Here is a 744-nt window from a genome sequence, read left to right on the forward strand (position 1 = left end):
TGCCGTGGCCGATCGGTCTGATGCGGCGGCGCGTGAGGCAATGATGCTCGCTTCCATGCAGGGGGCGCTGGCCTTCCAGAAGGGGTTGGGCGCGGTGCATGCGCTCTCGCATCCGCTGGGCGGGCTCTCCGTGCCCTTGCATCACGGCACGCTCAACGCGGTACTGCTGCCTTACGTGTTGCGCTTCAACGCATCGGCGATCGAGGCCGTCCTGCCCATCCTCGCCGACGCCATGGACGAGCCTGCCGACGCCGCGCTGCTGGCCGACGCCATCACCGACCTCTGCCGCTCCATCGGCCTGCCCCAGACGCTCGGCGAGATGGGTGTGCCGGCCGAGGTGCTGCCGGCCATCGCCGATGCCGCGATGCTCGACCATCACCACATGACCAACCCCAGGCGCGCCACGCGCGAGGATTACCTCGCCATGCTGCGCGCCGCCCATGCCGGAGACTGACGCATGTCGGACAGCCCCGAACCTCGCACCATGTTCGAGAAGATCTGGGACGCGCATCGCGTCCTCGATCGCGAGGATGGCCAGACCCTGCTCTACGTCGACCGCCACCTCGTGCATGACGGCCTGGCGCCGGCCTTCGAGATGCTGCGCAAGCGCGGGATGGCGCCACGTGCGCCCGACCGGACCTTCGGCACGCCGGACCATTACGTCTCGACCGATGCCGTCGAGCGCGAAGCGATGACCAATGAAGAAAACCGCTTCATGGTGAAGTCGCTGGAGCGCAACGCCGC

Annotated in this window: 2 protein-coding genes; both read left to right on the forward strand. The window is 68.1% G+C overall.

The window, feature by feature from the left end; translation table 11 throughout:
- Window positions 1-454, forward strand: a 454-nt coding sequence (locus AC1DWF_RS34080; RefSeq protein WP_476842906.1) for a dehydroquinate synthase/iron-containing alcohol dehydrogenase family protein, incomplete at its 5' end; no start/stop codon positions are given.
- Between the two features lie 3 nt (window positions 455-457).
- Window positions 458-744 (forward strand): aconitase family protein (locus AC1DWF_RS34085; protein WP_476842907.1); only part of this gene is annotated, 287 nt, incomplete at its 3' end.

It is taken from the genome of Aminobacter sp. P4_D5 (assembly GCF_056401815.1).